Raw genomic sequence first — 23,712 nt, 5'->3', positions numbered from 1 at the left:
GAGAAGAACGTCGGACGCGGGAAGGTCGCCAATTCCGGGACGCACCCGACGACCGGCTGCGGAACCTCCCGGATTCCCAGACAGCGCCTTCGCTGCGGACCAGCAAAGAAACGGAGCTGACATGGACATGACAGGCGTGAGGCTCACGGAGCTCGTGGAGGCCGCCGGCTGCGCGGCTAAGATCGCGCCGGGCGAGCTCGCCGGCGTGCTGGCGGGCCTGCCGCGGCTGGACGCGCCAGAGCTCGTGGTGGGCTTCGACGCCTCCGACGACGCCTGCGTGTGGGACCTCGGCGACGGCCGCGGCCTCATCGCCACGACGGACTTCTTCCCGCCCATGGTGGACGACCCGTTCCTGTTTGGCCAGGTCGCGGCCACCAACGCGCTCTCGGACGTCTACGCGATGGGCGGGCGGCCCGCGCTCGCTCTCAACCTCCTGTGCTTCCCCAACTGCCTGGGCATCGAGGTCGCCGGGCAGATCCTGGCCGGCGGCGCCGAGACGTGCCGGCGAGCCGGGTGCGTCGTGGCGGGCGGCCACTCGATCAACGACCACGAGCCCAAGTACGGCCTCGCGGTGACGGGGTTCGTCGCGCTGGACGAGCGCCTGGAGAACGGCGGCGCGCAGGTCGGCGACACGCTCGTGCTCACCAAGGCGCTCGGCACGGGCGTCCTCACCACCGCGCACAAGGGCGGGCTTCTGGACGACGCCGGCGTGCGCGTGGCCACGGACTCCATGACCACGCTCAACGAGGCGCCGATCCGCCTGGCGCGCGAGCTGGGCTTCTGGCCGCACGCGGCCACCGACGTCACGGGCTTCTCGCTCATGGGGCATGCCTGCGAGATGGCCGAGGCCTCGGGCGTGACGCTCGAGGTCGACGCCGCCGCCGTGCCCGTCATGGCGCGCGCCCGCGAGATGGCGGCGCTCGGTCTCATCCCCGCCGGTGCCTACCGCAACCGGGACTTCTTCGGCCCGCGCGTGGCGCTCGCGGAGGCGCTGCCGCTCGACCTTACCGACGTGCTCTTTGACCCGCAGACCTCCGGCGGCCTGCTTGTGGCGCTGGGCGAGAAGGACGCGGGGCGGCTCGTGGGGGCCCTGCGCGACGAGGGCCTTCCCGCCGCCGTCATCGGCCGCGCCGTCCCGCGCGGCGAGAAGAGCGTGGTCGTGCGCTAGCCGCGCGCGGCTCGAACGAGAGGAGACCCCATGGCCAGGACCTACACCCTCGACGACCTCGCCCGGCTCGTCGACCACACCAACCTCCGCCCCGACGCGACCGTCGCCGACATGGAGCGCCTCTGCAACGAGGCGAGGCGCCATCACTTCAGGATGGTCGCAATCAACTCCGGCCAGTCCGCGCGCTGCGCCGCGCTTCTCGCCGGCACCGACGTCCACGTGGGCGCCGCGATCGGCTTCCCCCTCGGTCAGCAGAGCGTCGCGACGAAGGAGTTCGAGACGCGCGACGCCCTGGCCAGCGGGGCCGACGAGATCGACTACGTGGTCAACCTCACCGAGGTCAAGGCCGGAAACTGGGACTACGTCGAGGACGAGATGAGGCGGATCGTCGAGGCGTGCCGCGAGGCGGGGGCAAGCCGCCCCGAGCCCGTCCCCTCGAAGGTGATCTTTGAGAACTGCCTGCTCACGGATGACGAGAAGGTCGCCCTGTGCGAGGTCGCCAACCGGGTCGGCCCCACGTTCGTGAAGACGAGCACCGGCTTCTCCACCGGCGGCGCGACCGTCGCGGACGTCCGTCTCATGCGCGCGCACGTCGCCCCCGATATCCAGGTCAAGGCGGCCGGCGGCATCCGCACGGCCGACCAGTTCCTCGACATGGTCCGGGCGGGCGCAACGCGCATCGGGTGCAGCGCCGGCGTCGCGATCATCGAGGAGCTCGGCCGCCGCTTCGAGGCCGAGGGGATCAGCGCCGTGGAGCTGTAGCCCAATTGTTGTCCGGTCGGACGGCTACGCTGCGAGAAAGGCAGACCTCGACAAAGGAGCCCACATGAGCGAGGCAGAGTATCTCCCTACGAAACGCGACCTCGAGCGACTGGCGGAGCTCACGAGCACCGAGCTCACGATTCACGAGTCGAACGAGCACTATCGCGACGAGGCGGAGGCCCAGAACGCGGAAGACCTGCTCAGGGAGCTGGGCCAGGTTCTCTTCTCAGGGGACGGGGACGTCTTCGCCCACTTCGTCGCCCAGAACTCCGCGCGCATCCGCGATGCCGCGCGCTACGACGAGCATGTCACGGAGGTGCTGGCCCTCGGATACAAGCTGGGCATCAGCGCGGGCAGCGGCGCCTGCATGAACGACCTCGGCGCCCTCTACTACATGGGAGAGCTCGCGGAGCAGGACTACGCCAGGGCGGCGGAGCTCTACGAGATGGCCATGGCGCACGGCTGCTACCAGTCCATCGTCAACCTCGGCTACATCTACGAGTACGGACGCACGGGCGAGAAGGACCTCGGGAAGGCCTATCGCTACTATGCGCTGGCGGCCGCCCTCGCGCCCTCCAGCGAGGCCGTCTACAAGCTGGGGGACATATACAGCCGCGGCGTCACGGGAGAGCGCGACGTCATGAAGGCCAAGGCGCTCTGGGAGCGGAGCCTCGAGCTCGCGCAGGGCCTCGCGGAGTTCGCCCAGCCCGCGATACGCATCGCCAATCTGCTCATCGACGCAGAGGCGGTCGCGCAGGGCGTCAAGCGCGACCCGCTGCGGGCGCTCCACCTCTTCCAGCAGGCGGAGATCGGCCTGAGGATAGACATCACCGAGAACGGCATGACCTACTACCAGAGGCGCCTCGAGGAGGCCATCGAGGGTCAGGAGCGCGCCCGCGCGCTGGTCGAGCTGAACGACGCCGTACTGCGCTAGGCTGCCCCGAGCAGTCCCATCCCGCCCGAAGGGAGTGACGATGCGAGTCACCTACCGATACAACGACGTCATCGAGCGGACCGTCAACGAGTTCTGCGCACGAGCGCTCCCGGGAGAGATACTCCCGGACGTCGCCACCTACCGCATCTTCGAACAGCCCACGCTCGACGCGACGTGCGAGGATGTCACATGCCACATCGAGACGGAGCGTGGCCTCGTCACGCTGTCGCTGCAGGTCCACGAGTCGTCCTGGGCGTTTCTCGGATACGGAGAGCAGGCCTCCGCGAGTCTCGTCGAGGCCACACGCACGATAGAGAGCGAGGACGGCAGCGTGACCGAGCTGTCCTGGGACTTCGAGGAGGGCGCCTGGAAGCCCCGGAGGGACTCATAGCCCTCCATAGCGCCCCGTTCTCCAGAATGCTCGGCTCCCGGCGTCGTATGATTGCGTCAAGAAAATCGAGACAGGGAGTGATGGACCATGGAGTTCGGCGAGGTCATTGCCAAGCGCTACTCGTGCAAGAAGTACGACGGGTCCCGTCAGGTTGCGCCTGAGACCCTCACGCAGATCCTCGAGGCGGGCAGGCTCGCCCCCACGGCCAAGAACCTACAGGAGCAGCACGTCTACGTGCTGCAGGGCGCCGAGTCGCTTGAAGTCATCGACGGGCTCACGCCCTGCCGCTACGGCGCGCCGACCGTCCTTGTCGTCGCCTTCGACGCGACGAACGTCTACTCCTATCCCGGCGGCAATCGCGACTCCGGCATCGAGGACGCGGCCATCGTGGCAACGCACATGGTCCTCGCCGCGCGTGACGCGGGCGTCGACAGCTGCTGGGTGAACAACTTCGACCCCGACCTCGCCAAGGAGCGCTTGGACCTGCCCGAGAACGAGGAGATCCTCATGCTGCTCGACCTCGGCTACGCCGCCGAGGGCGTGGGCCCGCTCCCCAACCACGAGAGCCGCAAGCCGCTCTCCGACACGGTGACGTATCGGTAGGAGGCCAGCGAGAAGAGCCTGGCGTCACCCGCCCGAACATCCGAGCCGACGTCAGATCTTCAGCCCCTCAACCCCGGCGCCCACAGATCAGTTGTTGCTCAAAACAAACCGGGCAAACTGACGGAGCTCGCTTAGGGGGTGAAGGGGGAACTTCTCGTCAAGGTCTCTGAGCTCGGACAGGTTCATAGGGAAGGGGTCAATCGGCGAATCCTCGAATGGATCGACCGCCCAACCCTCCAAATTTGGGCCCACAAGATTGTTGCGCCGACATTCGGAGAAGACCGAGCTATCTCTCAGGCCAGTCACGCCGTTCTCCTGTCCGAAAACCGTAAGCGACACGACTCTGCCAGAGAGCAGGACCTGCATGGCGAGCGAGTATTGAACTCCGGAATCAATTCGAGTTTTCACTATGGACGACCTGCAAGGACGACCAGACGAAGTGTCTTCGTCCCACACGTCAATCAGACCCTGCGAGGGCGCGAGGCAGTCGCGCACCCCAGAAACGACATCGTCGACGGGAAACAGGGATTCCTCGTAGCTTATCGTTCCCACAACGGCGAGGGCCACCGTGCCCTCATCCTCCCTTTCGAACCCAACAGAGTCATCCGCGGTCATGGGAAACTCGTCAGCTGGCTCGAATCCTTCGGGGATCAGGAGCCGCTCCTCCCCCACCTCGACGACGACGCCCACAGAATCGTTCTGCTCCGCCATGTCCTCAATTGCGGTCTCGATAACCTCTGCGCTAGGCAGATGGAATTCCTCTCGTTTTGAGATGGCAGCGTCAAATAGAGGGGTAAGGAACTCCCGAATGAGCGCCTCTTGCTCATCCGTCGACCTCAGATCCTCAAACAGCGACTTGAACTCCTGCTGGCTAATCCCGTTGAGGCTTGCCACCACCTCGTCAAGTTCGCCCCCCGAGAGCATGTACTCCGAGGCCATAACAGGAATCATCGCATTGAACAGGCGGCTTGCCGTCTCCGTGTCGTCCTCGTGAAGCACGCCGCCCACGGCGCCTGCAGCCAACGATCCGGCCGCACCGCCAATGAAGCCCCCGGCCGCCCCAACAACTGTGCCCACACCAGGCGTGACCGCCGTCCCGAGCGCACCTGCGATCTTTCCCGCCGCAACACCGGCGGCGACAGCGCCGGCCGCGCCACCCGCTACCGAGGAGGCGAGGACGGCCATGTTCTTGGCATACTGCGCCCCGGAGATTTTGTTGTTCGCAACACGATACGTCTCGGGGACAGAGAGGACGGCCAGCGTGACGGCCGATGTAAGGACATTGCCCCTCAGAACCTTTGACAGATGGCTCGAGGCCGCCGCCCCACTAAGCATTGACTTGCCAGAGATCGTCCGCAGGCCGTTGACGATAGTCTGAGTCGCCTTATAGCCCATCTTCTGGACAAGGGCCTGGCTCGGACCTATCAACGCGTCTGACAGACCCGTTCTTGAGAGCTGCGAGGCAAGCATGTACTGCACAAACGTCGTGCCAAACACCTGCGTACCCGCAACCGCGCCGGCCTGGGCCGACTTTCGCATGTCGCCCGTCTGTCTATACGTCGAGTACGCCGTCGCGACAAAGCTGAGTCCAAATGCGCAGGTGCACACAACCGCCCCAGTCGCAGCATCATAGGAAAGCGACTCGAGCGTCCCCGGCTTGGTCAGGTTGCGAGCCTGCTGATACGTAAGTTTCCCCTCACGTATCACGCTGCCCGCCTGCTCCGGATCGCTCAGCCCGGGTACCTTGCCATCAGCAATTTTTCTCTTGAAGCCCTCCAGGACCTTTTGGTACTGGTCCTTGGGCACTTCGAGCTGCATGAGAGAACCGTTGTCAATATAGCGGTACTCTCCGGTGACACTATCAAATGCGGACTCTAGCGTCCCGCGGGCAGTATTGAAATACTTCGTCTGGATCTTAATGCCGTCCACGATGCGGTCGGGGCCGTTCTTTTGGTTCGACGGCCCGCTCCACTCGACCGAGCGGCCGCGAAGTCGATCCAGCGTATTATGCGCTCGCTCGACCATCTCTCCATGACCGGCCTGATTGTGAATCTCTGCATGCCGGTCGGCATACCAGGCATCTTTTGCAATCGGCACAGCCATGCTAACGGAGACCGCATCGTTCAGAGCGCTTGCGCCATCAATATCCCGACCTGCCCCGAAGCCGAATCCACTGAGCAGGGAGATATTTGAGGTAGCCCCTCTTCTGCATGCTTCGATGAAGGGGCGGGACAGTTCCTGGGGGATGGGAAGAGACGAGCTGCCATCCTCATCCCCGCTAAACCACATGGGGTCGAATTCATCCCACCGGTAGTACGTGAGGACGGACTTTCCGTCGCCCGGAACGTCCCCTCTTATTGCGTCAAACACTCCAACGTCGGATTTGACGAAGACGCCTTTGTTGGTTACGGCCACGCCACTGGGGCGCAGGTCAAACTCTGCGGCGGCCCAAAGAACGCACTGCTCAATCGGAATGGGGAACGTCTTCTTCACTTTGGCGACGTTGTCGTTCGTCAGCGGCAGAGGCGACTCGCCCAGCACCTCGAAGAACCCGAGAACCCCGTAGTCCGCCAGCTCTTCTCGGGCCTTCGAGACTTCCGCCTTGCGCCTGTCCTCCTCTTCCTGCCGTTTCTTCTCCGCAGCCTCGTCGATGGAGGCCTTGGTCTCAGATAGCCAGTTGGCAGCAGAAGACGCCGCGCCCGCCATCGCCTCCGAAATTGTTCCGGCGGCCTCAGAAGTCATGTCGAAAGCGTTCTTCGCCACATTTTTCATTTCATCAACGGAAGGAGCTTTCTCTGCCGCAGCATCCCTAAGGTTATCAGCGACATCTTTCAAATTCTTGCCCGCATCCTTGGCATGACCGAGAAACGAAGAGAAGTCCGGTGATTTCATCGCCACTCCATCTGACGAAACTTATCTCTGCTTCTGCACTAGTCCATTCTCGTCGCGCATGGCGCAGATGCTCAGCCTATATCAGCAGACGGCACTCGCTATTCGGCCTATGCGGGCATGAGAGACAGAGAGCAATGTGTACGAAGGGATATCGACGCGCACTCGAGACATTCCGTCCCTCTCGGCCTACCACACCGTGGCGCCGAAGGGACAGAGCGCGAGCTTGGCCATCTTGAAGAGCTGCAGGCCAAACGGGATGCCAACGATGGTGCAGCAGAATAGCGCACCCTCGAGCGCGTAGCCGATCGCCGTCCACAGCCCCACGAGGACCACCCAGAACACGTTGGCGACGAGCGAGGGCGTGCCGCCGCCGTACGTGATCGTCTTGCCGAACGGCGCAAGCGTGAGCGACGCCATCTTGAACGCCTGCCGACCGAGGGGGATGCCGATGATCGTGAGGTAACAGAGCACGCCGGCGAGAAGGAACGCAAGCGCCGTCATCCAGCCGCCCGTGAGAATCCAGATGATGTTGAAGACGACACTCAGACAGCCCACCGCTCTCCCCCTTCGGTCTCGATATGGCAAATCGTAGCGCATGGCGTCGCGCCGGGAGGGCGCGGGGCTTCTCGGCTAGCCCCTCTCCCGGCCCGCCTCCGGCAGCCAGCGATGGCGGAGGATGCGGTTGAGCGCGTCAGTCAGGACGGGCGCGGCGCACACGACGGTGACGGCCGCCGAGAGCGCCAGGATCATGAGGGTGCCCCAGAGCGGGTCGAGAAGGACGGGCTGCTCGTAGAGGGGCGTGCGGAACGTGAGCCAGGCGCGGACGAGTCGATGGCCCACGTAGATGCCGAGCGTGCGCCGACCGAGTGTGGCGAGCCGGGTGGGGCGAGACGGTACGAGCCTCAGCACCGCAGCGGAGAGCACGAGCGCAAGGACGTCGGACACCGTCTTGCCGAGGAGGTCGAGCGGCAGCGCGCGGTAGGGGTTGTCGCCGTAGACCATCTGGAAGAACCAGTCATAGGCGTGGGCGTCGAGCACGCGCGCGAGGACCACGGCCGCAGAGACGACAACGGCGACGGCGAGCGTCGCGCGGACGGCGCGCGAGCGGCTCTCCTTGAGGGCGACGACGCTCTCGACGGGACAGTAGAGGCCGGCAGCGAACCACGGCAGGAACGCGAGCGCGCGGCTGATCGCCAGCAGGCCGTCGGAAAGGTCGACGAAGCCGCTTGCGTACGAGAGTGCGAGCGCGAGCACCATCCCCCGCCTCCAGCCAAGGCGTGCGAGCAGGGGCGCCGCCGCATACCAGTACGCCATCGCGAGCAGGTACCACGGGGCGGACGTGAACTGCAGGAATGACTCCAGGGTGACGTCAACCTCGTTGATGAGCAGGAGCGCGAGCTGGAAGAGCGCGGCGAGAAGGGCGAACGAGATGATGCGATTTGGGTTAACCCCCCCCCGTTCGTTTTTGGCGTGTTTGGCAAAAAGGCCCGAGACAAAGACGAACAGCGGCATGTGGAAGAGGTAGATGACGTCGAAGAGGCAGCTTATGGCCGGGTTTTCGTTGTGGACGGGGTGCGCCACGTGCCCCACCACCACAAGGATGATGAGCAGCCCCTTGATGTTGTCGAAGAGCGCGATGCGGCCCGCGCCCGCCTGGTCCCGTTGCTGCATTGCGCCCCCGCGCCGCCCGGCAAAACGACAGCATTCTAGCGCTTGGGCCTGCGGGCGACGCGGTCCTTCTCGCCGTCTTTCGGAGGGTATGTACACTGTTGTGAAATTGATGTCTTTCTCGCCAAGCCGTCTACCTGCGAAAAGACAACCTCGGGACACTGTATTAAATATACAACAGTGTACATACCCTAGGGGGCGCATGCCCTCGGGGTGGGATGCGCCCGCTCGTGAGGGCGAGGCCGCCCCTCCCGACTAGCTCTTTGCGTTGGGGTTCGTGGTGCCCGCGAGAGGCTTCTCACCCGGGCGAGCCGCCGGGCCCACGAGCTCGTGCGCCGTGTAGGGCTCCTCGAGGTAGGCGACCTCGTCGGCGGTGAGCGTCACATCGAGCGAGGTCACCGCGTCGTCCACGCGCTCGGGCTTGGAGCAGCCCACGATGGGCGCTTCCACGCCGCGCGCCCAGTGCCAGGCGAGTGCGATGCGCGACATGGGAACACCGCGCTTCTCGGCCAGCTCGGCCACGCGCGCGACGATGGGCATGTCTCGTTCGCGGTCGGCATCGTACTTGTTGCGCATCGTGGCGTCGGTCGTCGAGCGCTTGGACGCGGAGTCCCACGTGGGGCGGCACAAGTGCCCGGACGCGAGCGGGCTGTAGGGCGTGAGCGCTATGCCGAACTGACGGCACACGGGAATCATCTCGCGCTCGTCCTCGCGGTAGAGCAGGTTGTAGTGACACTGCATGGACGAGAAGGGCGTCCAGCCGTTCTGGGCTGCCACGACCTGCATGTTGTGGAGCTGGTACGCGTACATCGCACTCGCGCCGAGGGCGCGGACCTTGCCAGCGCGCACGAGGGAGTCGAGAGCCTCCATGGTCTCCTCGATCGGGGTGGCGTAGTCAAAGCGGTGGACGATGTAGAGGTCCAGGTAGTCGGCCTGGAGGCGCCGGAGCGTGCCGTCAATCTCCCGGTTAATCGCCTCGCGTGAGAGGCCGCCCTCGTTGAAGAAGACCTTGCTAGCGAGAACCACCTGGTCGCGCGGCACGCCCAGCTCGCGCAGGGCGGTACCGATGTACTCCTCGCTCGTGCCGTGCGCGTAGCAGTTGGCCGTGTCGATGAAGTTCACGCCCAGCTCGAGGGCACGGGCGATCACCGCGCGCGTCTCGTCCGGGCCGATCGTCCACTGGTGAAAGTCCGCCGAGGGCGCACCGAAGCTCATGCCACCCAGGCAGAGCCGCGGGATCTTGATGCCGGAGTGTCCGAGCGTCGTGTAGTTCATGTCTGTCATATAGCTCACCTACGCCGGGTACTGCTCGTCCGTGACGGGCTCGAGCCACTCGTTGCTGCAGTTCTCGCCCGGCGCCTCGAAGGCGATGTGGCTGAACCAGCTGTCGCGCGCGGCGCCGTGCCAGTGCTTAACGCCCTCGGGGATCACCACGACGGTGCCGGGCGTGAGCTCCTGGGGATCCTTGCCCCACTCCTGGTACCAGCCGCGACCGTCGGTGCAGATGAGAATCTGCCCGCCGCCCTTGTCTGCGCGGTGGATGTGCCAGTTGTTGCGGCAGCCCGGCTCGAAGGTGACGTTGGCGAGGCCGACGCCGCACTCCGCGGCGCTCGTCAGCGGCTTGAGGTACGAGTTGCCGATGAAGTACTGGGCGTACGCGTCGTTGGGGTCGCCCAGGCCGAACATGGGGGCGAAGTCGTTCTTCTCGCTCATGGTTCTTCTCCTTTGCTCGATGAATGATTCAAAAGGGGACTGTCCCCTTTTGAATCATTTGGCGGCGTTGTCGATGCAGGAAAGCGCGTTCAGACTGCGCGGGTAGCCGATGTAGGGCAGGATCTGCATGACCACGCGATAGAGGAAGTCCTTCGTACGCCCAAGGTTGAGGTTGGCCCCGGCGTGCGCGGTGGCCTGCGGCTCACAGCCACCCTGCGCCACGAGGTAGCAGAACGTGACCATCTCGCGGTCGAGGTCCGAGAGGCCACCGCGCGTGTAGTAGTCGCCGAAGCAGTTCTCTGCGAGCCACAGGTTTACGTTGGCGCGCTCTGCAGGGCAGGTCTTCCAGTTCTCGCGCATGTGCTCGCCAAAGTAGTCGATCTGCTTCTGGTTGCCCGCAGCGCCGCGCGTCTCGAGCGTCGTGGTGGCCTGTGCGGGCAGTGGGAGCTCCACGCCCTTCTCGGCAAACACCTCGTTCATGGCCGAGAAGAACGGGCGGGTCCGGCCGATGCCGAGATACGCCGTGCCCTGGTAGACAACCTCGCGTGCCTCGACGGGGGTGACAGCCTTGGTGTCGAGCGCCTCAGCCAGCGTGACGCGGAGCTGCTCTGCGCCCTGGCAGCCGAGAAGCGCCGCCAGAATCGCGAGGTACCGCTCGCGCGACGGGAGCTTGGCCGTTGGCTCGCCGGGGACCTCCTCGCCCGCGAAGTACGCGAAGCGCTCCGCGAACTCCGGGTCGGTCTGCTCGAACTCGGTCATGCCCGCAATCGCCGTCATCGTTTTCCTCCTAGTCCGCATTCTCTATCAGCACGTCGTGGGTGGCTGCGAGGTCGTGCAGCGCGTCCAGCGAGCCCGCCGCGCGGCCCAGCGTGACCTGGCCGCCATAGCGCGCGGAGTTCTTCTCGTCATCAAAGAAGAGCGCGAGCCAGTCGCCCTCGGGCTTGTAGTTGAGGTCGCCGTCGGACCAGCCGGGGTGGACGTCGGCGGCATCGCACGGCAGCGAGAAGCCCAGCTGCCCGCAGCACCCCACGCTCGAGACGCTCATGGAGAGCGTCTGCGGGAGCCGCGCCGCGAGCGCGCGAGCAGCTGCGGAGCCGTTCAGCTCCACCGGCACCGCAACCTCGCCTATCCGCAGCTCGACCCTCACGTTCGCCTCCCGCGTGCAAAAGTGCCTGTCCCCTTTGCACATTCTCCGTCGCGGGAGGGTGCGCTACAATTGCTTATATCGCATATCATGATATTCCTCGATGTAATGGGGTACACATGGAGCTCCGGACCCTTCGCTACTTCCTCGCCGTCTGCGAGCACGGCACGATGTCGCGCGCAGCAGAGGCGCTGCACGTGACGCAGCCCGCGCTCTCCCGGCAGATCGCCGCGCTGGAGCGCGAGCTCGGCGCCCCACTTCTCGAGCGCCACAGCCGCAGCGTCACGCCTACCGAACAGGGCCTCTATCTGCGGCGTCGCGCGCAGGAGATCGTGAGCCTCGCGGACCAGACCACGGCGGACCTCGCGCACAGAGAGGACATCGTGGAGGGCGACGTCTTCATCGGCGCCGGCGAGTCCGAGGGCCTGCGCGTGATCGCCCGCCACGTGCGCGACTTTCGCGAGAAGTACCCCGGCGTGCGCTTCCACCTGCACAGCGGCAACGCGCCGGACCTCATCGAGCGCCTGGAGCACGGCGTCGACGACTTCTCCGTGCTCATGAGCTACCCCGACGTTGACCGCTACGCCCACCTGCGCCTCTCCCCCACCGACGCCTGGGGCGCGCTCGTGCGTGACGACGACCCGCTGGCCGCGCGCGAGGCCGTGAGCCCCGCCGACCTTCTCGACTCGCCGCTCGTCGTGCCGGAGCGCCACGCAAAGAGCGACAAGCTCACCGGGCTTCTCGCCACATGGTTTGGGGAGCGAGCCGCCGAGGCCAACGTCGCGGCAACGTACAACCTCGCCTACAACGGCGCCCTGCTCGTGCGCGAGGGCGTGGGCCGCATGCTCTCCTTCGACGGGCTCACGACCGTAGGCCCGGGCACGGGACTGGAGTTTCGCCTGCTCTTCCCGCCGCTCGTCTCGGTCATCGACCTCGCCTGGAAGCGCGACGTCCCCCTCGGCGACGCCGCGCGGCGGTTCCTGGAGCTCGTTCGAGAAGACGACAGCACCGCTCTTGGCGTGCGCCAGCGCAATCGAAGCGAATCTGAGTATGCGAAGGAGATGGACGACCGCTATCGCTCCATGCGCGACGGAAACGAGACCGAGCATGACCTCGTAGATGCCTAAGAGTGTTGTGCTTACGGGAGCAATCAGACCTAGATAGGTAACCAGCACGCTGCTAACAGCGTCGCATCGTCGGAAGGAAAACCCATGAAGGTCATGCTCGTGAACGGGAGCCCGCACAAGGCGGGGAGCACCAACCGCGCGCTCGAGGAGGTGGCGCGCACCCTCGAGGCAGAAGACGTCGAGGCAGAGATCTTCTGGATCGGCGCACGGCCCGTGGGCGGCTGCGTGGCCTGCGGCGGCTGCGCAAAGCTCGGCCGCTGCGCGTTCGACGACGTGGTGAACGAGTTCCGCCCCAAGGCGGCCGAGGCCGACGGCTTTGTCTTTGGCGCGCCGGTTCACTACGCGCACGCTGCGGCGTCACTTCTGGGCTTCATGGACCGCCTCTTCTACAGCAACGGCCGCGCAGGCGAGAAGAACGTACTCGCGTACAAGCCCGCGGCCGCCGTGGCGAGCGCCCGACGCGGCGGCACCACCTCGGCCTTCGACGACATCAACAAGTTCTTCACCATCGCGCAGATGCCGGTCGTGAGCTCGCGCTACTGGAATAACGTCCACGGCAACGTGGCCAAGGAGACCGAACAGGACGCCGAGGGCCTCTGGACCATGCGCCAGCTCGGCCGCAACATGGCCTGGATGCTCAAGTGCCTGGAGGCCGGTCGCGCGGCAGGCGTGCCGCTGCCCATGCAGGAGGCCGGCCAGCAGACGAACTTCATCCGGTAGGGCCTGCCGCGCCGGCGGCCAGAGCCCTCCAAGCACTGCATCTCGCCGACGGCTTACCGGGAGCTGACGTCGACTCCGTAGACTGGCGAGAAGAACGTGGAATTCGCCAGCCGCCGAAAGGGGTCGCCATGGGCGCGGTCGTCGCCTTCTGCTCACAGACGGGCTCTGCCAAGAGATACGCCGACTGGCTCGCGGAGGAGCTCGGATGCCAGGCGGTCCCGCTCGAGCGAATCGAGGCCGCTGTCGCGGATGCGGACCTCGTGGTCCTCTGCAGCTGGTTCCACGCGGCATCACTCAAGGGGGCAAAACGGTTCCAGGCCTATATGGCGGCTCACGGTGAGAAGCACTATGCCGTGGTTGCCGTGGGCGCCACGCCCATGCCCTGCGAGCTCTGGCCCGCAGGCGAGCACGAGGAGGCGTTCCGTCGCTCCTTCCCCGCAGAGGCCTACCCGGACCTGCCATGGTGCTACTGCCAGGGCGGCTTTCACTTCGAACGGCTCGGCGCGTTGGATAAGATCATGATGCGCATCTACTTCAAGATGCTCGAGAGCGAGGTGCGCAAGGGGGACCAGCGCTCGGCCACTGCCCTCGCCCAAATGCGCGAGGGCTACGATGGCTGCGAGCGCAGTCACCTCGAGCCGCTGGTCGCCGAGCTCCGGACACGCGGCTGGGCGTAGGGACGACCCACGAGGTTCTTCTCGCCTACGCCTCTCCCTCACGCGGCGGCGATTGCGAGCGTGCCCGCCACCAGGAGCGCAAGGCCGCCCAGATCGCGGCGGCCCAGCCGCTCGCGCAGCACCAGCGCCGTCACTAGGTCGGAGTCCGTCTCGCGCACGCCGAGCTTGGCGAGAACCGCCGTCGCACCCGCAAAGAGCGCCGAACCGCACGCCGCCAGCAGAGCCACACGTCGCGCCTCCCTCGTCTGCCGTCCAACGAGCACCGTTGTAGCACACGACACGGCCGTGCGGGAGATCGCGGACGCTACCGCAACGAGCGTCCCAGCTCGAAGGCGCGCTGCGGGGCGTCCGTGGCGCGCGTCATGGACGGCGTGCCGCAGCCGTATCCGAGCACGCGCCCGCTGTCGCGCAGGTCGAGGTAGCGTACCAGCGCGTCATAGTGAGCCTCCAGGGCGTCGAAGGTCCAGCCGTCGGCGTTCCACGCCACGGCGAGAAGGACCGAGCGCAGGCGCCGCGCCGTGATGGCGGAGTTGGCGGCACAGAACCGGTCGATCACGGCCTTGAGCTGGGCGGACATGCCGTAGTAGTAGAGCGGCGTCGCCAGGACAAGCACGTCGGCCGCGAGGACCTTCTCGAGAATCGCGGCCATGCCGTCGCGCTGGGCGCACGGGCGCGCGCCGTAGCCGCAGGCCACGCAGCCCGTGCAGGGGCCCACGTCCGCCTGCGCCACGTCGATGCGCTCGACCTCGTGGCCCGCCTGGAGCGCCCCGCGCGCGAACTCCTCGCAGAGGATGGCGGTGGAGCCGTCTCGGTTGGGACTGCCCTGCAAGATGATAATATGCACGTTTTTCTCCTTCCCAATGATTCAAAAGGGGTCTGTCCCCTTTTGAATCACAGTCCCAGATCGGCTGCCCAGTTAGCCGCCTCATCGCCGGCGCCGGACGAGAAGCGCTCCCCCTCGCGCCAGTCACCAGAACCTGCAATCTCCGCAAGGGCATCGGCGCTGTCCCCGATGCCCGAGGACGCCGACGTACAGAACGGCACCACGGTCTTGCCGGCAAAGTCGTTGCCGGCCACGAACGTGCGCAGGGGCCACGCCGCCTCTCCCCACCAGATCGGGTAGCCGAGAAGAACCCTGTCGTAGTCTGCCCAGCCGTTGGGCATGACCTGCGTAAGCTCGGGATTGGTCCCGTCCACGCGCTCAACGCTTGTGCGGGAGGTGTCGTCGTTGTAGTTGAGGTCCGCCTCTGTGTAGGGATCGGACAGCTCGATGGCGAAGACGTCCGCGCCCAGGCGCTCGGCAATCGCAGTGGCAACGCCCTCCGTGTTGCCCGTCGCCGAGAAGTACGCCACGAGCACGTTGCCCGCAGGCGAGACATCCGCCGCGGAGGCATCCTCGACCTGCTCCGTTGCCGAATCCGCCGCGGGCGCCTCGTCCTTCTCGCCAGAGCAACCGGCCACAAACAGGCTTGTCGCCCCCACTGCGACCGTTAGGAAGCTTCTTCTCGTCAGCACGTCCTTCTCCTTCCCAGCGATCCAAAAGGGGACTGTCCCCAATTCACAGGCTGGCGTGGAGGACCTGGATGATCTCGTCGCGGGTGAGCACGTGGTAGCCGCCCTGCATGACGAGGGTGGAGTCGGCGATGGCCTCGATCATGTCCTCGGTGGCACCGAGCTCGGAGATGCTCATGACGCAGCCGATCTCGCGCATCCAGGCCTCCATGGCGTCGAGGCCGGCGGCGGCGAGCTCCTCGGTCGTGCGACCCTCCGGCGAGACGCCCCACACGTTGGTAGCGAACCGCGCGAACTTCTCCACGCCATACGGCATGACCAGGCGATAGTACGGCAGTGCCACGGCGGCGAGCGTCATGCCGTGCGTGGCGTCGGTGTGGGCGCCCACGGCCTGGCCGAGCATGTGGACCTCCCAGTCCGTGGACTTTCCGCAGGCCACGAGCGTGTTGAGCGCCCAGGTGGCGCACCACATGATGTTGGAGCGCGCCTCGTAGTCCTCCGGGTTTGCCACGGCGGCGCGGCTGGCGACCACGAGCGAGCGCATCAGGCCCTCAGAGAGGTAGTCGGAGGTGTTGTCGTCGGTGCCCGAGAAGTACTGCTCGGTGATGTGGTTCATGATGTCAAAGATGCCGGCCACCATCTGGTACGTGGGCAGCGAGTAGGTGAACTCGGGGTTCAGCACGGCAAAGCGCGGGAACACGCGCTCGTCTGCGAAGACGTGGCCGACCTTCATCTTGGCCTCGTGGTTGGTGATGACCGAGCCGCAGTTCATCTCGGAGCCGGTGCCCACCATCGTAAGGACCGAGCCCACAGGGATGACGTCGAGGTCGGCCGCCGGCTCGTCGAAGTCCACCCAGTACTTCTGCCAGGGGTCAACGTCCGCCGGCAGGTTGGCCGAGACGGCGAGGCCCTTGGCGTAGTCGATGCAGGAGCCGCCGCCCACCGCAAGGATGAGGTCGACGTGATTCTCGCGCGCGATGGCCACGCCCTCGTAGAGCTTCTCGACCGTGGGGTTGGGCATGACGCCCGCATCCTCGACGACGGTCTTGCCCGCCGCCGCGAGCGCGGCGACCACCTGGTCGTAGATGCCATTCCTCTTGATGGAGCCGCCACCGTAGACGAGCTGGACGGTGGGGCCATAGGCCGCGAGCTCCGCCGCGAGGGCCTCCATGGCGTCCTTGCCAAAGATGAGCTTGGTGGGGTTGTGATAGGTGAAGTTGCCGAGCATGTCCGCTCCCTTCCTCGTAGGTTGGCCTCATCATAAGTGACGTTACGTCACTTGTAAAGATATAAGTGACGCGATTTCGCTTGTTTTCGGTTTGGCTGCGGTATACTTTGCGCAGCGACCGTACGGAGGAGTCATGGCCGAGTTCATCAGGGCGAGAAGCCCCGAGCAGAAGGGGCAGCGTCTCGACGAGATCAAGGGCGCCGTTCGCCGTCAGTTCGCGGAGCGTCCCTATCACGAGATCACGCTCACCACGATCGCCGAGGAGCTCGGCTGGTCGCGCGCCAACCTCTACAAGTACGTGACCACCAAGGAGGAGATCTTCCTCCTGCTCACGGCAGACGAGCTCGACGCCTACTTCGAGGCGCTTCTCGCCGCCCTGCCCGAGGGGCACGAGCTCGTCCCCGCTGAGGCCGCTGATGCCTGGGCAGACGTCGCAACCGCCCACCAGGAGTACTTCCGCCTGGGCGATCTGCTCACCACGATTGTGGAGACCAACGTCACCGTCGAGCGCCTCATGGACTTCAAGCGCGACTACTACGCGCACGTCGACGAGATGCGCGAGCGCCTGCCGCAGGTCCTGGGCATCGAGCCCGAACGCGTGGAGCCGCTGCTGCTGGCCATCTACTACCACGCCACGGGCATCGTCAGCTCCTGCTGGAGCAACCCGCTCATCGCTGAGGCGCTGAGGCGCCTGGAGATCGGGCGCCCCGAGACCGACTTCCGCGCCGAGATGCGCGATTTCGTGGGCATGTGCCTCAAGCACTACGCGCGCCGTCAGGCCTAGCGCCGGCAGTTTCCCGCCGGAAGGCCTCCACGGGGCGCTCAAGGCGGAATTTCGGACGCCCTGTGTCACTTTTTGCGTCGTCTGTGGGGACTAATCGCAAGCCCTCGAGATGTGAGCATAGATTCGCTCCGCTGAGCAGGCATTTTCCTGACGCCAAACGCCCGGATTCATCTCGTCCCTCCCCGGAGCCCCACAGACGAGCCAAAAAGTGACACAGGGCTTGCCCCAAACTGCCTTTGGCAGCCAAAGCAGGGTAAAGTAGCATCAACGACGCCCGCGAAAGGAGCGCCCATGGACGAGGTCCTCGCCTACCTCAAGGCCAATCCCACGTACTTCCTGGCGACCGTGGACGAGAAGGGCGACCCGCAGGTGCGCCCCTTCGGCACCATCGCCAAGTTCGAGGGCAAGCTCTACATCCAGACCGGCAGGGTCAAGGCGGTCTCCTACCAGATGCTCGCCCACCCGCGCGTGGCGATCTGCGCGACGGGCGCCGACGGCTCGTGGCTGCGCGTCGAGGCGGACGCCGTGCTCGACGACCGCCTGGAGGCCCGCGAGGCCGTGCTTGCCGAGTATCCCGAGCTGCAGTCCATGTACGCCGCGGACGACGGCAACTGCGAGGTCTTTGCCCTGGAGAACGTCACCGCCACGTTCTGCTCGTTCACCAAGGACCCCTACACGATCCGCTGGTAAACGGTACGGATGATACGAAGGGACTGTCCCTACGTATCATTCCCCAAACGAGAAGAGCGCCCTGCTCGCGCCCGCCTCGCGCCATGCGGCGAGCGCGGCGAGGCGCTCGATCGTCGAGGCCGCGAGCGGCTCCGGCAGCGCGTCCGGAGCGAACCAGCCCACCTCGAGGCTCTCGTCGTCGGCAACGCGCGGCTCGGCGCTTCCGCCCTCGGCGAGCCGGCAGACGAACATGAGGTCCAGGTACTGCGTCCGGTCGCCGTTGGCGTAGACGGTCTCGTGACGCTGGGCGCGCACGCGCACCAGGCCCGTGGGCACCACGTCCACGCCCGTCTCCTCCGCGACCTCGCGGATCACGGTGTCCGCCGGCTCCTCGCCCGGCTCGTTGATGCCGTAGACGAGCGCCCACTCCCCCGTGTCAGAGCGCCGACCGAGAAGCACGCGCCCCTCGCCGTCCTCCACGTAGGCGGTCACGCCGATGAGCCACAGCAGGTCGTGGCCGATCTTCTCGCGCAGGCGGAGGATGAACTCGGGCGTCGCCATGGCGCCCCCCTAGTTCAGGCGATCGCGGTCGCGACGGTCGGGGAACTCGACGTGGATCTTGCCGCCGCGCACGAAGAACCAGATGGCCACGATCACGAAGATCGCGGGCAGCATGGAGAGCGCACCGGCGACGATGTTCACCAGGAACGAGATGACGAGCGAGACGACAAACGCGACGATGAGCAGCGCGACGAGCGCACCGATGATCTGCATAGGAACCTCCCGGGACGACTGGGGCAATTGTACCCCGTCGGCGCGTCACACCTCGGCGCGGCTGCCAACGTGCAGGTAGCGCACGCGACCGCCGAGCTCGTCGCGCAGCAGCGCGAAGGCGTCAGTCCCGGTGCAGTGGAACGTGTGGTAGGTCGCCCGGCGCGACGCCATCTCCCGGGCCAGGTCGCGCGTGAGCCCCGCGTCCTCGACGGTGCCGCCGCTCGGGTCCATGAGGTGGAAGCCCGCGACGACCGCGTCGAGCGGCGCGCCCGCGAGCGCCTCCGCCGCGTCCATGAGGTTGAGGATGCCGCCGTGCGAGCAGCCGGAGACCAGGGTGCGGCGCCCTCCCTCCTCGACCAGCAGGCACTGCTCGTGCGCGAACGAGTCCGGCACGAGCGCGTCGCCCGGGCCCCGCATGAGCAGGCGACCGTTCGAGCGCGCCACGGGATGGGCGCGACGCGCGGTCGAGAAGAGCGTGAGCCCGCCGCCCAGGTCCAAGCGCTCGCCCACCACGCGCACGCGAGCGTCCGCGGCGAGGGCCGGGTCGAGGCCGATTGTGTGATGACGCTCCGGCGTACCGGAGACATGCTCCTCGAAGGCTCGCTCCCGCACGTAGACGGGCACGTCGCGACCAGCTGCCGTGCACGCGGCGAGAAACGCGGTCAGCCCGCCGCCGTGGTCGTAGTGCCCGTGGCTGAGCACCGCCAGGTCCGCCGACGTCACGTCCACGCCGAGCGCCCGCGCGTTGGCGAGAAACGCGTCGTCGGGCCCCATGTCAAAGAGGACGCGACGGCCGTCCTCGAGCTCCAGCCACAGGCTGAGCCCGTGCCGCGCCGCTAGACGGCTCGACGGCGTGCTGTTCTCCATGAGCACCGTGACGCGCATGACAGCCCCCCAAATCCGGCCCGCCACGCGCGCGGACCCCCTTTAGGCAAGTTTTCGCCAACGCTCGCCGAGCGCACGCCCTTCTCGCCGAACGAGGGGTATAACGCAGGTAGACGGCAGCTTCGAGACGAGGGAGGCAACCATGTACTTTAGAAACATCCTGGTTCCCTACGACGAGTCCGAGCACGCGCGGAGCGCCCTGCACATCGCGCTGGGCCTGGCCGGGCCCTACCCCGAGGCACGGGTCAGCGTGGTGACCGTCATACCCTCCTCGACCCTGCCCGACCCCACGCTCATGTCCAGCGCCGCCTTCGACACGCCCTACGCGATCGGCGACCCCGAGACCTACGAGCGGATCATGGAGTCCGTGGCAGAGAACGCGCGCAACGACGCGCGCGAGGTGATCGAGGAGTCGCGCGACGACGCCCAGTGCCAGATCGTGGCGGACGCCGTGATCGCCTCGTCGCCGACGGAGGGCATCGCGGAGTACGTGACCAGCCATGACATCGACCTCGTGGTCATGGGCAGGCGCGGCCTCGGCGCCCTGCGCGGCATGATCGGCAGCGTGAGCTTCGGCGTGCTGCGCTCCGTCGACGTGCCGGTGCTCACGGTCAAGTAACCCCCTACGACAGAAGGCCCATCGGCCCGCGGCGCCCCTCCCCCAGGCGCCGCGGGCAGTGCCGTGAGATGCCGTGGCGTCGGCGGGCGCCCAAGGCCGAGGGGAGTGCATGGCCAGCCCCCTGGACGTATCATGATGGGGTCGCGTCCCGTCGAACTGGAGGGCCATGGGCTCGTCACTCACCCGCAGATCCGCCGTATGCCTCGGGCTTCTCGCGCCCCTAGCGCTCGTCGGTTGCGCGGGCGAGAAGGACGACGGCTCGGGGCTCGACGCGCTCGGCGAGGCGACGCCCGTCGCCCTGGAGCACGCCACGCAGTTCACGCTCGACGCCTACGAGGGCGGCTTCCGGCTCGCGAGCCTCGCCAGCGGCGACCGCCTGCTCGTCGTGCCCGAGGGTGCGGAGCCGCCGACGGGCCTGCCCGCCGACGTGGCCGTGATCCGCCAGCCGCTCGCCAACGTCTACCTGGTCTCCACCGGCATGATCTGCCTTGTGGACGCCATCGGCGCGCTCGACGCGGTCTCCGTCTCGTCCGTGCGCGCGGAGGACTCCCCCGTCGAGGCGTTCACCGCGCGCCTGGAAGACAGGACCATCACCTACGGCGGCCTCTACCGCGCCCCCGACTACGAGCTCATCGCCGCCAGGGGCTGCCCGCTCGCCATCGAGAACACCAACATCGACCACGTGCCCGAGGTCCGCGCCAAGCTGGAGGAGCTGGGCGTGACCGTCCTCATGGAGCAGTCGAGCCGCGAGGAGGACATGCTCGGGCGCCTGGAGTGGATCAAGCTCATGGGCGCGGTCTTCGGCCGCGAGGACGAGGCCGCGGAGGCGTTCGACGACGTGGCCGCCCGCGTGGAGAAGGCCGCCGCCGAGGGACCGCTCGGCAAGACCGTCGCCTTCTTCTACGTCAACGAGGACGGTGCCGCCGTGACGCGCCGCGCCGGCGACTACTTCTGCCAGATGATCGAGGCCGCGGGCGGCGAGTACGTGAGCTTTGCCGAGGAGGGCGCCACCGACTCCTCCCCCACCACCGTCACCGTGGAGATGGAGCGCTTCTACGAGGGGGCGCGCGACGCCGACGTCATCGTCTACAACGGCACGATCGACGACGGCGTGACCGGCCTCGATCAGCTCGTCGAGAAGAACGCGCTGCTCGCCGACTTCCGCGCCGTGCGCGAGGGCAACGTCTGGGCCTGCGACTCCAACCTCTACCAGCAGATCACCAGCATGGCCGACATCATCCGCGACCTGCGCGCCGCGATCTCCAGCTCCGGCGAGCCCACGAGCTACGTCTGGAGGCTGGGGTAGGTGGCGCGCGCGACGGGCGACAAGGGCGGGCGCATGCGCAGGGCGCTGACGTTCGACCTCGCGGTCCTTCTCGGCCTGGGCGCGCTCTTCGTGGCGAGCCTGTGCCTGGGCAGCGTGGAGACCACACCGGCGGAGGTGGCCCGCATCCTCGCCGCGGGCCCGGGCGACCCCTCCACCGCCACGCAGGTCATCTGGCAGATCCGCCTGCCGCGCGTCATCGAGGCGGTGCTCCTGGGCGGGGCGCTCTCGCTCTCCGGCTTCCTGCTGCAGACGTTCTTCAACAACCCCATCGCCGACCCCTTCGTGCTGGGCGTCTCCTCCGGAGCCAAGCTCGTGGTGGCACTGGTGATGATCGTGGCCCTGGGAGCGGGACAGGTCATGAGCCCCGCGCTGTCCGTGGGCGCTGCCGCCGCGGGATCGCTCGTCACGATAGGCTTCGTGCTGCTCATCTCGCGACGCGTGCGCTCCCAGAGCATGCTCATCGTGGCCGGCGTGATGGTGGGCTACATCTGCTCGGCCGTCACCAACTTCCTGATCGCCTTCGCCGACGACCAGTCGATCGTCAACCTGGACAACTGGTCGCGCGGGAGCTTCTCGGGCGCCACGTGGTCAGACGTGGGGCTGGTCGCGGTGGTCGTGCTCGCCATGAGCGCGGCGGTCTTCGCGCTCTCCAAGCCGCTCGGCGCCTACCAGCTCGGCGAGCCGTACGCGCAGAGCGTGGGCGTCAACGTGGGTCGGCTGCGCATGCTCATCGTGCTCGTCTCGAGCCTGCTCTCCGCGTGCGTCGCGGCCTTCGCGGGACCGGTCTCGTTCGTGGGCATCGCAGCGCCGCACCTGGCCAAGCGCGGCGTGGGGTCGTCGCGACCGCTCTACGTGACCCCCGCGTGCCTGCTCACGGGCGCGGCCTTCTGCTGCGGGTGCGACCTCATCGCACGCACGCTCTTCTCGCCGGTCGAGCTCTCCGTGAGCGCCGTCACCGCCGTCTTTGGCGCGCCGATCGTCATCGCCCTCATGCTCCGCGGGAGGCCGCGATGATCGAGGGCAGCAACATGCTTGAGCTCCGGGGGCTGAATGTGGGGCACGGCGCGCGAGCGCTCGTGCGCGACATCTGCCTCGCGGTGCGCCCCGGTCAGGTCGTGGCGCTCATCGGGCCCAACGGCTCAGGCAAGACCACGATCCTGCGCACCGTGGCCGGGCAGCTCCGCGCACTCGGCGGAACCGTCGAGCTCCTTGGGCAGGAGCTGGGCGACGTCCCCGCGACGGAGCGCGCCCGCACCATGGCCGTCATGCTCACCGGACGACCCCAGACCGAGCTTCTCACCTGCCGGGACGTGGTGGAGGCGGGCCGCCACCCGTTCACCGGGCGCCTGGGCGTCCTGGGCGAGAAGGACGACGAGGCCGTCACCGCGGCCATGGAGGCGACGGGCGTGCTCCCGCTCGCAAGTCGCGACTTTGCCCACGTGAGCGACGGGCAGCGACAGCGCGTTCTTCTCGCCCGCGCGCTCTGCCAGGAGCCGCAGGTATTGCTGCTCGACGAGCCCACCTCGTACCTGGATGTTCGCTCGCAGCTGGACGTGCTGTGCCTCCTGCGCCACGAGGCACGCGAGCGCGGCATCGCCGTGGTGGCATCGCTGCACGAGGTCGACCTCGCGCAGAAGGCGGCCGACCACGTGATCTGCATCAAGGACGGGCGCGCGGCGTTTCAGGGGACGCCCGACGAGGTCTTCACCGCCGAGCGCGTCGCCGAGCTCTACGACCTGGCGCCGGGCGCCTACGACCCGGCCTTCGGCAGCGTCGAGCTCGCGCGGCCGGAGGGCGATCCGGAGGTCTTCGTCATCGCGGGCGGCGGCACGGGCGCGGCGTGCTTCCGGCGGCTCGCGCGCGAGGGCACACCGTTCGCCACGGGCGTGCTACACGAGCACGACGCGGACGGCCTGCTCGCGCGCAGCCTCGCGAGCCGCGCGGTCTTCGAGCGCGACTTCGAGCCCGTGAGCGCGGAGTCAGTGGAACGCGCCCGCGAGGTCCTTCTCGCCTGCCGCGAGGTCGTCTGTTGCGTGAGCGAGTTCGGCACGATGAACGCCCGCAACGCCGAGCTGCTCGACGCCGCCCGCGCCGCCGGCATCCCCGTCTGTTAAT

28 protein-coding genes are annotated in these 23,712 nt (G+C 67.0%); 14 read left to right on the top strand and 14 right to left on the bottom strand.

The window, feature by feature from the left end; genetic code table 11:
- Nucleotides 1–127: 127 nt before the first annotated feature.
- The 5 genes from selD to INF26_RS02530 all read left to right on the top strand — a co-directional run bounded on the left by selD (nt 128) and on the right by INF26_RS02530 (nt 3,858).
- Nucleotides 128–1,168 carry a selenide, water dikinase SelD gene (gene selD, locus INF26_RS02550; RefSeq protein ID WP_193529438.1) on the top strand — a complete coding sequence of 347 codons (1,041 nt, stop codon included), beginning with the start codon at nt 128–130 and terminating at the stop codon, nt 1,166–1,168.
- A gap of 30 nt (nt 1,169–1,198) precedes the next feature.
- Nucleotides 1,199–1,930: a deoxyribose-phosphate aldolase gene (gene deoC / locus INF26_RS02545; RefSeq protein WP_193529151.1), complete on the top strand. Its 732-nt coding sequence runs from the start codon at nt 1,199–1,201 to the stop codon at nt 1,928–1,930.
- A 64-nt stretch (nt 1,931–1,994) separates the two neighbouring features.
- Complete coding sequence (locus INF26_RS02540; protein WP_193529150.1) at nt 1,995–2,864, top strand: tetratricopeptide repeat protein; 870 nt, start codon at nt 1,995–1,997, stop codon at nt 2,862–2,864.
- A gap of 40 nt (nt 2,865–2,904) precedes the next feature.
- Nucleotides 2,905–3,255, top strand: a complete 351-nt coding sequence (locus tag INF26_RS02535; protein ID WP_193529149.1) for a hypothetical protein — start codon at nt 2,905–2,907, stop codon at nt 3,253–3,255.
- Nucleotides 3,256–3,342: 87 nt separating this feature from the next.
- Nucleotides 3,343–3,858, top strand: a complete 516-nt coding sequence (locus INF26_RS02530) for a nitroreductase family protein (RefSeq protein WP_193529148.1) — start codon at nt 3,343–3,345, stop codon at nt 3,856–3,858.
- A gap of 87 nt (nt 3,859–3,945) precedes the next feature.
- Here INF26_RS02530 and INF26_RS02525 read toward each other — a convergent pair whose 3' ends face one another.
- From INF26_RS02525 to INF26_RS02495, 7 genes are all read right to left on the bottom strand, one after another.
- Entirely contained in the window at nt 3,946–6,750 is a 2,805-nt protein-coding gene (locus tag INF26_RS02525; RefSeq protein ID WP_193529147.1) for a hypothetical protein, read from the bottom strand.
- A gap of 186 nt (nt 6,751–6,936) precedes the next feature.
- A complete protein-coding gene (locus tag INF26_RS02520) occupies nt 6,937–7,305 on the bottom strand; it encodes a YccF domain-containing protein (protein ID WP_332307287.1) in 369 nt (122 codons plus the stop codon).
- Nucleotides 7,306–7,380: 75 nt separating this feature from the next.
- Nucleotides 7,381–8,421, bottom strand: coding sequence for an acyltransferase family protein (locus INF26_RS02515; protein WP_193529146.1), 1,041 nt, complete (start codon nt 8,419–8,421; stop codon nt 7,381–7,383).
- 252 nt (nt 8,422–8,673) lie between these two features.
- Nucleotides 8,674–9,702, bottom strand: coding sequence for an aldo/keto reductase (locus tag INF26_RS02510; protein ID WP_226371809.1), 1,029 nt, complete (start codon nt 9,700–9,702; stop codon nt 8,674–8,676).
- 9 nt (nt 9,703–9,711) lie between these two features.
- Complete coding sequence (locus tag INF26_RS02505; RefSeq protein ID WP_193529145.1) at nt 9,712–10,131, bottom strand: cupin domain-containing protein; 420 nt, start codon at nt 10,129–10,131, stop codon at nt 9,712–9,714.
- 54 nt (nt 10,132–10,185) lie between these two features.
- Complete coding sequence (locus INF26_RS02500; protein ID WP_226371808.1) at nt 10,186–10,908, bottom strand: carboxymuconolactone decarboxylase family protein; 723 nt, start codon at nt 10,906–10,908, stop codon at nt 10,186–10,188.
- A 10-nt stretch (nt 10,909–10,918) separates the two neighbouring features.
- Complete coding sequence (locus INF26_RS02495; RefSeq protein ID WP_193529144.1) at nt 10,919–11,278, bottom strand: cyclophilin-like fold protein; 360 nt, start codon at nt 11,276–11,278, stop codon at nt 10,919–10,921.
- Between the two features lie 116 nt (nt 11,279–11,394).
- On the opposite strand from INF26_RS02495, the gene INF26_RS02490 reads away from it, so the two are divergent.
- The 3 genes from INF26_RS02490 to INF26_RS02480 all read left to right on the top strand — a co-directional run bounded on the left by INF26_RS02490 (nt 11,395) and on the right by INF26_RS02480 (nt 13,799).
- The gene (locus tag INF26_RS02490) at nt 11,395–12,402 is read left to right on the top strand and encodes a LysR family transcriptional regulator (protein ID WP_193529143.1); all 1,008 of its coding nucleotides are present in this window, start codon (nt 11,395–11,397) and stop codon (nt 12,400–12,402) included.
- Between the two features lie 84 nt (nt 12,403–12,486).
- Nucleotides 12,487–13,122 (top strand): flavodoxin family protein, encoded by a 636-nt coding sequence (locus INF26_RS02485; protein ID WP_193529142.1) that lies wholly within the window; start codon nt 12,487–12,489, stop codon nt 13,120–13,122.
- 128 nt (nt 13,123–13,250) lie between these two features.
- Nucleotides 13,251–13,799: a flavodoxin domain-containing protein gene (locus tag INF26_RS02480; protein ID WP_193529141.1), complete on the top strand. Its 549-nt coding sequence runs from the start codon at nt 13,251–13,253 to the stop codon at nt 13,797–13,799.
- 38 nt (nt 13,800–13,837) lie between these two features.
- Here the strand turns inward: INF26_RS02480 and INF26_RS08450 are convergent, their stop codons facing one another.
- The 4 genes from INF26_RS08450 to INF26_RS02460 all read right to left on the bottom strand — a co-directional run bounded on the left by INF26_RS08450 (nt 13,838) and on the right by INF26_RS02460 (nt 16,539).
- The gene (locus INF26_RS08450; protein ID WP_087227019.1) at nt 13,838–14,026 is read right to left on the bottom strand and encodes a hypothetical protein; all 189 of its coding nucleotides are present in this window, start codon (nt 14,024–14,026) and stop codon (nt 13,838–13,840) included.
- A gap of 77 nt (nt 14,027–14,103) precedes the next feature.
- Entirely contained in the window at nt 14,104–14,643 is a 540-nt protein-coding gene (locus INF26_RS02470) for a flavodoxin family protein (protein ID WP_193529140.1), read from the bottom strand.
- Nucleotides 14,644–14,690: 47 nt separating this feature from the next.
- A complete protein-coding gene (locus tag INF26_RS02465; RefSeq protein ID WP_332307286.1) occupies nt 14,691–15,260 on the bottom strand; it encodes a flavodoxin in 570 nt (189 codons plus the stop codon).
- 97 nt (nt 15,261–15,357) lie between these two features.
- Entirely contained in the window at nt 15,358–16,539 is a 1,182-nt protein-coding gene (locus tag INF26_RS02460) for an iron-containing alcohol dehydrogenase (RefSeq protein WP_193529139.1), read from the bottom strand.
- Nucleotides 16,540–16,672: 133 nt separating this feature from the next.
- Here INF26_RS02460 and INF26_RS02455 point away from each other — a divergent pair, with 133 nt between their 5' ends.
- Nucleotides 16,673–17,323, top strand: coding sequence for a TetR family transcriptional regulator (locus INF26_RS02455; RefSeq protein ID WP_193529138.1), 651 nt, complete (start codon nt 16,673–16,675; stop codon nt 17,321–17,323).
- 291 nt (nt 17,324–17,614) lie between these two features.
- Nucleotides 17,615–18,013, top strand: coding sequence for a pyridoxamine 5'-phosphate oxidase family protein (locus INF26_RS02450; RefSeq protein WP_193529137.1), 399 nt, complete (start codon nt 17,615–17,617; stop codon nt 18,011–18,013).
- Nucleotides 18,014–18,049: 36 nt separating this feature from the next.
- Here the strand turns inward: INF26_RS02450 and INF26_RS02445 are convergent, their stop codons facing one another.
- From INF26_RS02445 to INF26_RS02435, 3 genes are read right to left on the bottom strand one after another with little or no spacing between them, the layout of a single operon-like run.
- Nucleotides 18,050–18,553, bottom strand: a complete 504-nt coding sequence (locus INF26_RS02445) for an NUDIX hydrolase (RefSeq protein ID WP_193529136.1) — start codon at nt 18,551–18,553, stop codon at nt 18,050–18,052.
- A gap of 9 nt (nt 18,554–18,562) precedes the next feature.
- Complete coding sequence (locus INF26_RS02440; protein WP_193529135.1) at nt 18,563–18,766, bottom strand: hypothetical protein; 204 nt, start codon at nt 18,764–18,766, stop codon at nt 18,563–18,565.
- A 45-nt stretch (nt 18,767–18,811) separates the two neighbouring features.
- Complete coding sequence (locus INF26_RS02435) at nt 18,812–19,651, bottom strand: MBL fold metallo-hydrolase (RefSeq protein WP_193529134.1); 840 nt, start codon at nt 19,649–19,651, stop codon at nt 18,812–18,814.
- A gap of 142 nt (nt 19,652–19,793) precedes the next feature.
- Here INF26_RS02435 and INF26_RS02430 point away from each other — a divergent pair, with 142 nt between their 5' ends.
- The 4 genes from INF26_RS02430 (at nt 19,794) to INF26_RS02415 (ending at nt 23,711) form a co-directional block, all read left to right on the top strand.
- Nucleotides 19,794–20,270 (top strand): universal stress protein, encoded by a 477-nt coding sequence (locus INF26_RS02430; protein WP_193529133.1) that lies wholly within the window; start codon nt 19,794–19,796, stop codon nt 20,268–20,270.
- 166 nt (nt 20,271–20,436) lie between these two features.
- Nucleotides 20,437–21,576: an ABC transporter substrate-binding protein gene (locus INF26_RS02425; RefSeq protein ID WP_193529132.1), complete on the top strand. Its 1,140-nt coding sequence runs from the start codon at nt 20,437–20,439 to the stop codon at nt 21,574–21,576.
- Between the two features lie 33 nt (nt 21,577–21,609).
- A complete protein-coding gene (locus INF26_RS02420; RefSeq protein ID WP_193529131.1) occupies nt 21,610–22,611 on the top strand; it encodes a FecCD family ABC transporter permease in 1,002 nt (333 codons plus the stop codon).
- A complete protein-coding gene (locus INF26_RS02415) occupies nt 22,608–23,711 on the top strand; it encodes an ABC transporter ATP-binding protein (protein ID WP_193529130.1) in 1,104 nt (367 codons plus the stop codon). The genes INF26_RS02420 and INF26_RS02415 overlap by 4 nt, the downstream gene beginning before the upstream one ends.
- Nucleotide 23,712 lies beyond the last annotated feature (1 nt).

Origin of the sequence: Thermophilibacter gallinarum, from assembly GCF_014982725.1 — a bacterium.
Lineage (GTDB): Bacteria > Actinomycetota > Coriobacteriia > Coriobacteriales > Atopobiaceae > Thermophilibacter > Thermophilibacter gallinarum.
Note: the sequence above shows the minus strand (reverse complement) of the source record. Positions and strands in the feature narration are given on the sequence as shown.

Bases quoted from the DNA above. Each gene is read 5' to 3' on its own strand.
- INF26_RS02500 (WP_226371808.1), bottom strand. From the start codon at position 10,908: ATGACGGCGATTGCGGGCATGACCGAGTTCGAGCAGACCGACCCGGAG.
- INF26_RS02525 (WP_193529147.1), bottom strand. From the start codon at position 6,750: ATGAAATCACCGGACTTCTCTTCGTTTCTCGGTCATGCCAAGGATGCG.
- INF26_RS02485 (WP_193529142.1), top strand. From the start codon at position 12,487: ATGAAGGTCATGCTCGTGAACGGGAGCCCGCACAAGGCGGGGAGCACC.
- deoC (WP_193529151.1), top strand. From the start codon at position 1,199: ATGGCCAGGACCTACACCCTCGACGACCTCGCCCGGCTCGTCGACCAC.
- INF26_RS02440 (WP_193529135.1), bottom strand. From the start codon at position 18,766: ATGCAGATCATCGGTGCGCTCGTCGCGCTGCTCATCGTCGCGTTTGTC.
- INF26_RS02460 (WP_193529139.1), bottom strand. From the start codon at position 16,539: ATGCTCGGCAACTTCACCTATCACAACCCCACCAAGCTCATCTTTGGC.
- INF26_RS02430 (WP_193529133.1), top strand. From the start codon at position 19,794: ATGTACTTTAGAAACATCCTGGTTCCCTACGACGAGTCCGAGCACGCG.
- selD (WP_193529438.1), top strand. From the start codon at position 128: ATGACAGGCGTGAGGCTCACGGAGCTCGTGGAGGCCGCCGGCTGCGCG.
- INF26_RS02540 (WP_193529150.1), top strand. From the start codon at position 1,995: ATGAGCGAGGCAGAGTATCTCCCTACGAAACGCGACCTCGAGCGACTG.
- INF26_RS02420 (WP_193529131.1), top strand. From the start codon at position 21,610: ATGCGCAGGGCGCTGACGTTCGACCTCGCGGTCCTTCTCGGCCTGGGC.
- INF26_RS02425 (WP_193529132.1), top strand. From the start codon at position 20,437: ATGGGCTCGTCACTCACCCGCAGATCCGCCGTATGCCTCGGGCTTCTC.
- INF26_RS02535 (WP_193529149.1), top strand. From the start codon at position 2,905: ATGCGAGTCACCTACCGATACAACGACGTCATCGAGCGGACCGTCAAC.
- INF26_RS02490 (WP_193529143.1), top strand. From the start codon at position 11,395: ATGGAGCTCCGGACCCTTCGCTACTTCCTCGCCGTCTGCGAGCACGGC.
- INF26_RS02435 (WP_193529134.1), bottom strand. From the start codon at position 19,651: ATGCGCGTCACGGTGCTCATGGAGAACAGCACGCCGTCGAGCCGTCTA.
- INF26_RS02415 (WP_193529130.1), top strand. From the start codon at position 22,608: ATGATCGAGGGCAGCAACATGCTTGAGCTCCGGGGGCTGAATGTGGGG.
- INF26_RS02510 (WP_226371809.1), bottom strand. From the start codon at position 9,702: ATGACAGACATGAACTACACGACGCTCGGACACTCCGGCATCAAGATC.
- INF26_RS02480 (WP_193529141.1), top strand. From the start codon at position 13,251: ATGGGCGCGGTCGTCGCCTTCTGCTCACAGACGGGCTCTGCCAAGAGA.
- INF26_RS02455 (WP_193529138.1), top strand. From the start codon at position 16,673: ATGGCCGAGTTCATCAGGGCGAGAAGCCCCGAGCAGAAGGGGCAGCGT.
- INF26_RS02445 (WP_193529136.1), bottom strand. From the start codon at position 18,553: ATGGCGACGCCCGAGTTCATCCTCCGCCTGCGCGAGAAGATCGGCCAC.
- INF26_RS02450 (WP_193529137.1), top strand. From the start codon at position 17,615: ATGGACGAGGTCCTCGCCTACCTCAAGGCCAATCCCACGTACTTCCTG.
- INF26_RS02505 (WP_193529145.1), bottom strand. From the start codon at position 10,131: ATGAGCGAGAAGAACGACTTCGCCCCCATGTTCGGCCTGGGCGACCCC.
- INF26_RS02515 (WP_193529146.1), bottom strand. From the start codon at position 8,421: ATGCAGCAACGGGACCAGGCGGGCGCGGGCCGCATCGCGCTCTTCGAC.
- INF26_RS02530 (WP_193529148.1), top strand. From the start codon at position 3,343: ATGGAGTTCGGCGAGGTCATTGCCAAGCGCTACTCGTGCAAGAAGTAC.